Annotated in this window: 8 protein-coding genes; 6 read left to right on the top strand and 2 right to left on the bottom strand. The window is 44.6% G+C overall.

Going from position 1 to position 10,528, the window contains the following annotated elements:
* Positions 1 to 173: 173 nt before the first annotated feature.
* Positions 174 to 419: a type II toxin-antitoxin system Phd/YefM family antitoxin gene (locus tag GY33_RS0107700; RefSeq protein WP_031386783.1), complete on the bottom strand. Its 246-nt coding sequence runs from the start codon at positions 417 to 419 to the stop codon at positions 174 to 176.
* Between the two features lie 728 nt (positions 420 to 1,147).
* Here GY33_RS0107700 and GY33_RS20975 point away from each other — a divergent pair.
* The 6 genes from GY33_RS20975 to GY33_RS20980 all read left to right on the top strand — a co-directional run bounded on the left by GY33_RS20975 (position 1,148) and on the right by GY33_RS20980 (position 9,469).
* Positions 1,148 to 1,342, top strand: a complete 195-nt coding sequence (locus tag GY33_RS20975; protein ID WP_152555132.1) for a hypothetical protein — start codon at positions 1,148 to 1,150, stop codon at positions 1,340 to 1,342.
* Positions 1,343 to 1,886: 544 nt separating this feature from the next.
* Entirely contained in the window at positions 1,887 to 3,527 is a 1,641-nt protein-coding gene (locus GY33_RS21810; RefSeq protein WP_152555133.1) for a Gfo/Idh/MocA family oxidoreductase, read from the top strand.
* A 76-nt stretch (positions 3,528 to 3,603) separates the two neighbouring features.
* The gene (locus GY33_RS0107715) at positions 3,604 to 3,894 is read left to right on the top strand and encodes a hypothetical protein (protein WP_031386786.1); all 291 of its coding nucleotides are present in this window, start codon (positions 3,604 to 3,606) and stop codon (positions 3,892 to 3,894) included.
* Complete coding sequence (locus tag GY33_RS0107720; RefSeq protein ID WP_162834853.1) at positions 3,891 to 5,522, top strand: DegT/DnrJ/EryC1/StrS family aminotransferase; 1,632 nt, start codon at positions 3,891 to 3,893, stop codon at positions 5,520 to 5,522. Before GY33_RS0107715 ends, GY33_RS0107720 begins: the two co-directional genes overlap by 4 nt.
* A 240-nt stretch (positions 5,523 to 5,762) precedes the next feature.
* The gene (locus tag GY33_RS20420; RefSeq protein WP_084184940.1) at positions 5,763 to 8,393 is read left to right on the top strand and encodes a glycosyltransferase; all 2,631 of its coding nucleotides are present in this window, start codon (positions 5,763 to 5,765) and stop codon (positions 8,391 to 8,393) included.
* Entirely contained in the window at positions 8,393 to 9,469 is a 1,077-nt protein-coding gene (locus GY33_RS20980) for a hypothetical protein (protein ID WP_152555134.1), read from the top strand. Before GY33_RS20420 ends, GY33_RS20980 begins: the two co-directional genes overlap by 1 nt.
* Before the next feature lie 185 nt (positions 9,470 to 9,654).
* Here GY33_RS20980 and GY33_RS0107730 read toward each other — a convergent pair.
* Positions 9,655 to 10,528: IS1380 family transposase (locus tag GY33_RS0107730; protein ID WP_084184942.1), on the bottom strand; the 874-nt coding region annotated here is incomplete at its 5' end.

Genomic DNA, 10,528 nt, shown 5'->3' on the forward strand with positions numbered 1-10,528 from the left:
TGCTTTTAACATTCCATGAGTTGAAAGGCCCAAGAATGAACTCCATACCCCAAAGAGCGGCCGAGGGGATGTGAGGATTTTCCAGGCGCTGGACGAGCTTCTTTTTCATGAGGTCTCGAAGATCTGGAGACAGTTTGTTCCATTCTTTTAAGGCCAGATCATGGAACCGCAATTTATAGGTCATCCATGCTCACCTCCACAAAGGGTCCGGCCGAGCGTTCTCGAATGATTCTTCCATCCTCAATGTCTTCGAGGCGATCAATCAGCCGTTCATAGTGCTCTGCGGAAAGAAGATAGGCTGCTACCTTGTTGTGGTTGAGAATTGCGACTGGATCGCTGCCCGCTTGGTTGAGGACATTGGTAAAATTCCGTTTCAACTCAGTGACGCTGACGATTTTGTCGGTGTAGATTGTTTGCATTGCTGTGCTCCTTTTGGCATCTAATTTGACATTAAATATGGAGCTATAAAGGGCTTGTCAAGCGCATGGTTGGTGTATGCTTGGCAAGGCCAAGGTGTTCCAAGTGCCCTGTTTGATGCGATAGCAAGGGGAGAGGTTTTCTCTGCTCTAAGCGGGTTATTTATTCCGGCCTGAAATTTGCTGGAGATTATCAAAAACCTCTAAGCGGGCAAGCCATGCCCAGGGTTAAACAAGCATATTCGTTGATTTCAGGCCTCTCAAGGGGATGTCAAAAAATGATCCGTGTCTGGGTGGGGAACCGAAGTAAGAGTCATGTTCAGTTTTTTTGGGGCTCATCCGGGTCAAGCGTACGTGGCGAGAGTATTTAAAAAGATATTGAAAACCGGATGTTTGCGTTGCACGCTCAATTCTCCAAGTTTACCCGCAGTGCAACGCCCATAAAGGGGGCGAGTTTCACGGGGCAGGCCAGGAAAACATCGCCGTCAGGCAGGAAGCCTCTCGGCTTTTGCATCTTTCCAGCAGGAGCCAAAAACTGTTTCCATGGTGTACCCTGCGGCTTTAGAGAAGCGGGCGGTTCAATTATCATAGGGCTCCAGTCGAATGCTCTGATTCTTAACGGTTGGAAGCATATTTTACCCAGAATGCGTCACACGCGAAATGGGTAGGAAACCTTTGATTTCAGCGAGCACTATTCTGGATGGGTGACCAATGCGATTCGGAAAGGGAGCTTGACACGTGATGAAATTTGGACTGTTGAGCTGGCGGTTGGCAGCAAGAGCTTTGTTGATATGCTGCGGCTGAAAATGGGTACAGCTCCACGGAAAGAGCCCGTTGCGCATCTGCATGAGAATCCTGCTGGATATGGTCAGGACAAGCGCGAGAATATGATTGAGTGGGAAGTTTTTGGTTCAAGAGTTTTTTGACTTTTGTCGAATTATATTTGATGCTTGGATCTAGAAAACAGTGGTTTGGGCAACAAAAGTTCTCTGTAGGGGGTTAAAATAGGCCTGTTTTGAGGATCAAGATGAATAAATACAGGTGATTACTGGTCTCAGAGACCCAGCCCAGCCGTCTTGGCTGAAACCTGTTTGGTACGATACCAAAGGGGCGGAAGTTTTCGTTGGTTTCAGCGGGTTATTCATTCCGGCCTGAAATTTGCTTTAATTTTTCGATAACCTCTAAGCAGGCAAGCTATGTCCAGAGTTTATCAAGCATATTCCTCGTTTCCAGGCCTCTCAAGGGTATGTCAAAACATTGTTCTGTGCCGGGGAAAGGGTTGGCATGGTGGAGTGAGAAGTTGGGTGGGGGTGGGTTTCGTGAACTATCCAAAATGCGACACACGCGAAATGGGTAAAAATGGCGAAAACTAGCTAAAATACGTGTGACCCTGGTGAAATGTTGCAAGTGATTTCAGAGCACAAGCGTGAAATGGGCAGCGATCGCAAGGCTGAAAGTTGAGATATGACCATGCCTCCAAAGAAAAATATTGCCGTCATAGGCTCCGGGTATTGGGGCAAGAATCTTGTGCGCAACTTCCACGGTTTGGGAGTGTTGGGAATGATCTGCGAACGGGACGAGACCCTGTTGTCCACGTTCCGCTCCTCGTATCCTGACGTGCAAACGTGCCTCGCCGCTTCCCAGGTGTTTGCGAATCCGGACATAGAGGCCGTGGCCGTGGCCACGCCTGCGGAGACGCATTATGCCCTGGTCCGCGAAGCCTTGCTATTCGGAAAGCACGTCTACGTGGAAAAGCCGTTTGTCCTGGAGCAAGCGCACGGACAGGAATTGATTTCGTTGGCTGAGCAAAAGGGCTTGGTGCTCATGGTCGGGCACATGCTCCAGTATCACCCGGTGTTCGTGCGCCTGCGGGAAATGGTCGCGCACGGGGACTTGGGGAAAATCGACTACATCTATTCACACCGCTTGAATCTGGGGAAAATCAGGAGGGAGGAGAACATTCTCTGGTCCTTTGCCCCACACGATATTTCCATGATTCTGGCCCTGGCCGGGGAAGCACCGGAGCGCATCCTGGCCACGGGCGGCAACTATCTGCATCAGCGCATCGCGGACGTGACCACCACGCACCTGGATTTTCCTTCGGGCCTCAAGGCCCATGTTTTCGTGTCATGGCTGCATCCGTTCAAGGAGCAGAAGTTGGTGGTCGTGGGGCAAAAGGCCATGGCCGTGTTCGACGACACGAGGGCTTGGCCGGACAAGCTGCTGATCTATCCCCATGAGATACGCTGGGAGAACGGTGCGCCAGTGCCTTCCAGGGCGGAGCCCGTGCGTTGCGAGGCGCCAGAGGCGGAACCGCTCAAGGAACAGTGTCGGCATTTCGTGGAATGCGTTGAACAAGGCTGCGTGCCCAGGACCGACGGTCAGGAAGGACTTTCCGTATTGCGCGTGCTGAATGCGGCCCAGTGGTCCCTGGAGCATGGCGGCAGGCCGGCGATTCTGGAGGCGTCAAGCTCCCTGCAACCCTCACAGACAGCGTCGCAAGATCGTTCCCATCGACTCGTCTATCAAGCCCATGAAACAGCGGTTATCGATCCTGGCGCCGATATCGGGGTAGGATCGAAAATCTGGCATTTTTCGCATATTCTTTCCGGTACGACAATAGGCAATGATTGCACCATCGGTCAAAATGCAATGGTCGGCCCGGATGTGCGCATTGGAAACAAATGCAAAATTCAAAACAACGTTTCAGTCTACAAGGGGGTCACGCTGGAGGACGGCGTGTTCTGCGGGCCGTCCATGGTGTTTACCAACGTGTTCAATCCCCGAGCCCTGATCCGCAAGATGGACCAGGTTCGGCCGACCCTGGTCAAGACCGGCGCAACGCTGGGCGCGAACTGCACCATCATCTGCGGCGCGACCATCGGCAGATATGCCCTTGTGGCCGCGGGCGCCGTGGTTACAGAGGACGTTCCGGATTTTGCCCTGGTCATGGGCGTGCCTGCCCGTCAGGCGGGGTGGGTCAGCCGCCATGGTGAACGATTGGACCTGCCTGTGGCGGGCGATGGAGAAGCCATGTGCCCGGCCACGGGCGAAAAATACCTGCTGCAAGGCAGCGTGCTGGTTTGCAATGACGATTCGAACGAAATATGAATCGTGAAAAGTGAATGGTCGTGGCGCTGCTCTGATTTTATGATTGAATGCAGATGTTTTGCCAGGAGATATGCACATGCAGATAAAGGCCCATTACAGTCAAGGACGCTTGGAGTTTGCGGTGCCCTTGAGGCTTGCCCGTGATTCGTTCCCAGTGGTGGTGGAGTTGCCTGACAGCGCGGTCCACTCCGAGGAGACTCCCTCAACCAGCAATAATGCCACGTTGCCACCCAGACCCCTGGGCCGAGAGCTTTTGGAAGAGTTCCGGAAAATCCTTGGCCCGTTTCAGGCCAAACGCCCGGCTGCAAGCGTGGGGGAAGACAGGGCGGCGTATATTGACGCACTTGCCGAGAAATACACAAAATGAAAAACCTTGTCTTTGACGTCAATGTCATCCTGGACCTTTGGCTGCAGCGGCGTCCGGAAGAGGAATTGCTGCTTCTCTCCGACTTGCTCGCAACCGGTTCGCAGAGTGGATATCAATGCTGGATCTGTGCTTGCAGCATTCCTGTCCTGGAGTACGTCGTTCGACGGGAACTTAAAAAGAATGGCGCGGACGCTCTGCAAGCCAAACGGATTGCCAAGCAACTGCTGACCCGTCTCCTTGAATATGCCGCTCCGCTGACATGCTTTGGGTTCCATCAGGACGCTTCTCTTGTTGCAAAAGAGGACGTGGAAGATGCCCAGATTGTCCGCGCCGCCTCCCTGCTTTGCTGTCCCACGGCTATCGTGACCAATGAAAAACGCTTTGACGTCGCGGATGCGAATGTCCTGGAACGTACACCGGCCCAAGCCCGTGAATGGATCCAAGACTTAACGCAAACGAACATTGAGTTCGTCGACCTGAAAACGCAGCAGGACCGCATTCGCCCAGATTTGGAAAAAAGCATCCACACTGTTTTGCATCACGGTCGCTACATCCTGGGGCCGGAGGTCAGGGAACTGGAAGCAAGGCTGGGCCAGGCGGCTGAGGCCAAGCATGCCATTGCCTGCTCCTCGGGAACGGACGCCCTGCTCATGGCGCTGATGGCCCTGGAGGTCGGACCGGGAGACGCGGTACTCACGACCCCGTTCAGCTTCGTGGCCACCGCGGACGTCATCGCCCGCCTGGGCGCCACGCCCGTGTTCGTGGATATTGATCCGCAGACGTACAACATTGATCCGGTTAAGTTATGTGAAATGCTGGAATGCTGGAATGCTGGCATAAAACATGATGCTGGGATGCCTGATAAGTCGCTTGGACGGTTGCGGCCCAAGGCGATCATCACCGTTGATCTGTACGGCCTGCCCTGCGACTACGACGCCATCAATGCCGTGGCCCGTAAGCACGGCTTGGCCGTAATCAGGGACGGGGCTCAATCTTTCGGATCACGGTACAAAGGCCGCTCCTTCGGCACCCTGGCGGACATCAGCTGCACGTCCTTTTTTCCTACCAAGCCCTTGGGCTGTTACGGCGACGGCGGAGCGCTGTTCACGGACAACGACGATCTGGCGCACCGCCTGACCTCCATCCGAGTGCACGGCCAAGGCGCAAACAAGTACGACACCGTGCGCCTGGGCATCAAGGGCCGCATGGACACCCTGCAAGCGGCCATTCTGCTGCCCAAATTGGATATTTTCCCCAAGGAGCTGGAGGCGCGGGCTGAACTGGCATGGCAATATGCAGCGCATCTGGAGAGCAATGAGGATGTGCAACTGCCGGTGGAACCCGAAGGCGTCAGTTCCGCCTGGGCCCTGTACATTGTCCAGCTCCCCAATACACAATACCGCGAAGCTGTCCAGGCCAGGCTCAAAGAGAACGGTATCCCTTCCATGGTCTATTATGGCAAGCCCTTGCATTTGCAGCCGGCATTTGCTTCACTGGGGTACAAACCTGGAGCCTTTCCAGTTGCGGAGCAATGTGCAAATCGGGTCTTGAGCCTGCCTTTGCACCCGTATTTGCGGAAGGAGGAGGTGGAGTACGTGAACTCAAATTTGAAGAGTGGGAAAAGGTAAGGGAAAGAGGGATGAGGAAAGTGGCAAGTGAACAGTCTGATATTACTCAACGGCATGCGCTTGATCCGGGGGGGGCAAAACGCATCACTCTGGAACTGACCAGCCGTTGGACACTAAAGCGAATTAAGCGACTACTTTTTAATTTTTGTTTCATATATCTTCTATAGGTTAGTAAGTCTAGCAAAGAGCAAGTATTTTATAAGTCAGCAAAAGTAGATTGTCTAAGAATTGTGAGGTGTGATGTCTGATTCTAATGATTCACAAAATACAAATAGCAGCATGGAAGGCATGATAAAATATGCTGAAGATGCAATGAAGCAGGAAGATTGGTCTACTGCTATCCAGAGATGGAAACATTTACTCACATCATTCAAGAGTGATGCTCCATATCATGTTTATGTTCTCATGTCCATGGCTTTTCGTTTTCAAAATGATGTGGTAAGTGCAGAAAAAATAATAAAAGAAGGAATTAATCTTTTTCCAAAAAATATCGTAATTATAAAAGAGTTTTCTAAAGTAATCAAATTTAAGCAGGACTATTTAGAGGCAATATCAAAACAAGATAATTATGAGAAAAAACATAAACCCCAATCAAGTCCTAATAATCAATTAAAATTAAACAGTATGAGTTATAGTATTTCATTTATAGAAAAAATCCAATTAGTAGATAAAATGTTTAATCTTGAAAAAAAATCGAAAAAATTAGTACTGAAAGTTGCTTTTCTTTGCCGACGAAGTACTTCGTTTATTGAAGACATCGAGCGTGAAATTAGTAAACAGCATCAGGTTCGAATTTTGCATTTCAATTATCAAAGCCCAGATTTACAAGCTGTACAGGATGCTATGGACTGGGCCGATGTAACTTGGTTCGAATGGTGTGAAGAATTAATTGTTCAGGCAAGCCACAATGTACGTAAAACAAGTAAAGTAATTTGCAGATTGCATAGATTTGAATGTTTTTCTGGTTATCCATCAAATATAAAAAGTAATTTTATAGATATAATGGTTTATGTATCACAGCATATGATGACTCATGTGTTGCAAATGCATCGTTTGAATACTCCTGGTGCAGTGATTTGGAATGGTGTTGATTTGTCAAAGTATTGTTATGTTAAGCGATTAAGGGGTTTTAATGTTGCATTTGTTGGATATATTAAATTGATTAAAAATCCCCAATTGCTGATACAGGTGATAGCAGCACTGCGGAATAAAGATGTTCGTTATAGGCTGCACATTGCTGGGGCAATAAAAGATATACAAATAAAGTACTATTTGGAACATCAAATTAAAATATTGGGTTTAGAAAAAAATGTTCTTTTTTATGGACATGTTAGTGATATTAATAACTGGCTGGAAGACAAAAACTATTTGATTTCAACGAGTCTAAGCGAAAGCTTTGGTGTTAATATCATTGAAGCAATGGCAAAAGGCATAAAGCCGATAATTCATAACTGGCCGGGAGCGAATGAACTTTATCCACCTGAGTTAGTTTTTACTACTGTCGATGAGGCTGTCAATCTAATTATTTCAAAAAATTATGATTCTGCAATGTATAATAAATATGTAAATAAATTTTGTCTTAAAAAACAAATAGAAAAAATTTATAAATTGATTTCAGATGTTGGCTGCAAACATGAAAAAAAGCAAATAAATAGTTTGGATAATTACAAAGATGTAGTTATGGAAAATGAATTGACACCAAAATGTAGTAAATATGAAAATTATTTGAATTTTCAATTTATCAAGCGGATGGATAATTTGACTTGTATTGGTACTTCTGAAGATGTTAAGGTGCAAATTCAAAATAAAATTCGTAATAACAAGGATAATTTAATCAGAGTTGAAAAGGTAGCTAATTGCCTTAATGATTTTAATATTATTAATGAAATAAGGAAGCGCAGTATAGCACAAAAAATAAGGCAAGATGTTGTAAGATATATTGCTTCCACACCTGATGTTCAAAAGAATAGATTAGATGTTTATAGGTGTGAGTTTGAAAGATTCACAAACACTAAATTCAAAAAATGGCAAGATATTTTGTTTTATTCTTTCAGTTTCAAGACAAGTTCTGCTGTTATCAACATACCAAAAAAAAGTATTGGTGATCTATGTGATCCCGCAAAAAAGATTTATTCTAGAAATAGAATGCTAAGTTTCGATGGAATGTCTCCAATACTTCATGGTAGTTTAGCGAATGGAGAATATACGTATTTCAGCGATGTAGATATCTCAATATTCATTGATCCAAAATATCTAGCAGATAATGATAAAAGATTAAATATTGTAAGTAATATAGATAATATTAATAATTCGATGTTGAGTGTTGACCCTATTGGGCATCATGGATGTTTTATTAATTCCATAAATGATTTAAATGAATATCCTGAGCCAAATATGCCGCTATCAGTTCTAAATAAAGGAGTTATGTTAAATCTTGATAACTTTCAATATAACGTGTGTAAAAGGATTTCATCAGATGATATTGCATTCATGTCATTGTATAAAATGTGTGATTATTTTATAAAACTGCCATTTAATTTGATTAAAAATGATGCGAAGACAATAAAAAATATAATTAGTAGATTTTTTATAATAAACTTATTGTATTATGAATTGTACTATAATAAATACGAAGATAAAAAAACAATATTGTCAAGTATTGATAGTTTGTCGACGGAAATTCAAAAAGAATGTTTAGGTAGTCTTACTAAGATTAGGAAAGTTTGGACATATCTAGATCAAAATGCTTATGGTTATCTTTCTCCATATTTAATATATTTATGTGCTTCATCAGCTATTGATATATTGGTTAATATAAATAATTCTGGTTGTGTAGATAAAATAACATCTCAATATATTAACGGTGCATAATGCATAAAGATCGTAAAGAAATGACACTGCATGATTATAATAATGCAGTAAGTACGGTTGTCGATTTTGCTTGTCAATTAGACAACTCGATAAAGCCTATATCTATCTATCAAAACGGAAACATTGGAACATTTGGAGTATCGGATATAGATTTGATATTTGTATTTGAAGATACATTTTATAATGGGAAGTTATTTTTAGAGAAGTACAATAAAAGTATAGAAAAAATTGACAATAAAAATATTTTTTTCATACATTCTCCTTTTATTGTTAATAAGAGTGTATTCAAAAATATTCCATATTATTCCTATAATCCTCCCGGAGCACTTCGTTGCATTTTCGGAGAATCTTTCGATTTTTTTTCCGCATATCCTTCATCAATTCAATCAATACTGATAAGTATAGAGTTTATATTATTTAGAATTATTCAATTGATAAATAATTTAATATCTGGAAATGTAAGTTTAAATGGAATACTTGTTAGGGGGCATTCTTTAATTCATTCAATATGTTTAGCTAAGATTGCTGGCGTAAAACTTGATAAGTCTTATTTCAAATACTTTCAAAAAATTGAATATTTACGTAGCAATATGCATATCGAAAACAATGCTGCAGTTCAAAATGATGAGATTCTGTCTTTGTATAAAGGAATAATTAATGAATTCTACTATATTTACAAGAAATTTTGTTTTGCTATTAATAATTTAACTTTTTTTTATTTGCCTAAAAATGATTATTATGTGTATGATAATAATACAATAATAGAAAATATATTTAACGATAATATCGATTTAAGCGTAAATATTGATGGTAAAAGTGGAAAATTGTATGTGCAGGGATTGGATTTTTCTTGTCAAATGCTAAGGGACATATACTTTAATGTGCCAGATTTCAGTTCTTATATTCTTGATAGTTCCTTTCTGAAAGAGTGCAAGTCTAGGGCGAAATTCCATATGGAACAATGGGAATGGAATTTTAAAAACTTTGGTAAAATTCATAGTGGATTAAGTGCAGTTCCATGCGTTGCTGGTGAAGAGGCTAGAAAATTAGCTGAAAGTATACTCCTGAATCCGTGACTTTGCTTGGTTAGAACCTCTCACCGGCATTTGGGGAACGAATTTTCAGCGTACCATTTCAGCTGCCAAGATACTGGAAGCTAAAAATGAGCTATCTCAGCTTGAAATCATTTAGATCACCACTTTTTACCAGAATTTTGGCGCAATACACCTGTATCATTTTCTTCTTCCAGCTTTTACAGGTGCTACGCTGGCTTGAGGCGTTGAAACAACCTGCCAAACCAAATATGCCACTCCTTGGAACATCCCAGTTGCATCACCAAAGTCCGGGCATGACTGATCAAACGCCAGGACATGAAGATCACGTTGTTCATCACCGTCTTGATCCTGCGCCGTGTCGCCTTTTTCAACCCCAAAGCCCTTTCCATGACCATGTCTTGAGATATGACCTTGAGCATGTTGTGCGCCAGCATGCCCATGCGCAAGAAGGCCTTGTTCACCTTGAACTTGCCCGAAGGCAACCGCTCCATGTCCATCTCGGTCTTGAACTCGGCATGGAACTGTTCGCTGGTGCCCCGCATCCTGTAGAGATGCAGGACCTCTTTGTCGCTGAAGTCTCTAAGACTCGTCCAGACGCTAAAGATCTCGACTTTTGGCAAGAACAACAGCTGGCCTTTTTCCTTGTAGGTCTCCTTGACGTCGAAGGCCAGACGAATCTCTTCCTCCCGATCCTTGAGGCGACGATAAGTGCTTCCGCGGTACACCCGAAATCCTTTTTTGGCATCCTCCCGGATCAGCACGCCTTTTTCCTTGGCCAACTCCAACCACTTCGTGCTGGATTCCCTGCGCCTGTTGTGCTTGAGGATGAAGTCCGTGTTCGGGCGGTCGTGCAGATTGGCCAGCATTTCCTGATCCTCAAGACCGCAGTCCATTACCAACAACTTGGTTTCGCCGGTCATACGATCAGCCAGCCCCAGGCTTTGGTTCACGAAGGCAATCGTTTCAGGACCATGGAAGGACGTGTTGCCGGGATACAGACCGGCATTGACCATCCAACCGCAAGCCAGATGAGCGAAGATGGCCGCAAACCCGAATTTTTTGTTGTAGGTGTATGTGGCT

Origin of the sequence: Desulfonatronum thiodismutans, from assembly GCF_000717475.1 — a bacterium.
In the GTDB taxonomy this organism is placed as follows: domain Bacteria; phylum Desulfobacterota; class Desulfovibrionia; order Desulfovibrionales; family Desulfonatronaceae; genus Desulfonatronum; species Desulfonatronum thiodismutans.

Bases quoted from the DNA above. Each gene is read 5' to 3' on its own strand.
- GY33_RS21810 (WP_152555133.1), top strand. From the start codon at position 1,887: ATGCCTCCAAAGAAAAATATTGCCGTCATAGGCTCCGGGTATTGGGGC.
- GY33_RS20420 (WP_084184940.1), top strand. From the start codon at position 5,763: ATGTCTGATTCTAATGATTCACAAAATACAAATAGCAGCATGGAAGGC.
- GY33_RS0107720 (WP_162834853.1), top strand. From the start codon at position 3,891: ATGAAAAACCTTGTCTTTGACGTCAATGTCATCCTGGACCTTTGGCTG.
- GY33_RS0107715 (WP_031386786.1), top strand. From the start codon at position 3,604: ATGCAGATAAAGGCCCATTACAGTCAAGGACGCTTGGAGTTTGCGGTG.
- GY33_RS0107700 (WP_031386783.1), bottom strand. From the start codon at position 419: ATGCAAACAATCTACACCGACAAAATCGTCAGCGTCACTGAGTTGAAA.
- GY33_RS20980 (WP_152555134.1), top strand. From the start codon at position 8,393: ATGCATAAAGATCGTAAAGAAATGACACTGCATGATTATAATAATGCA.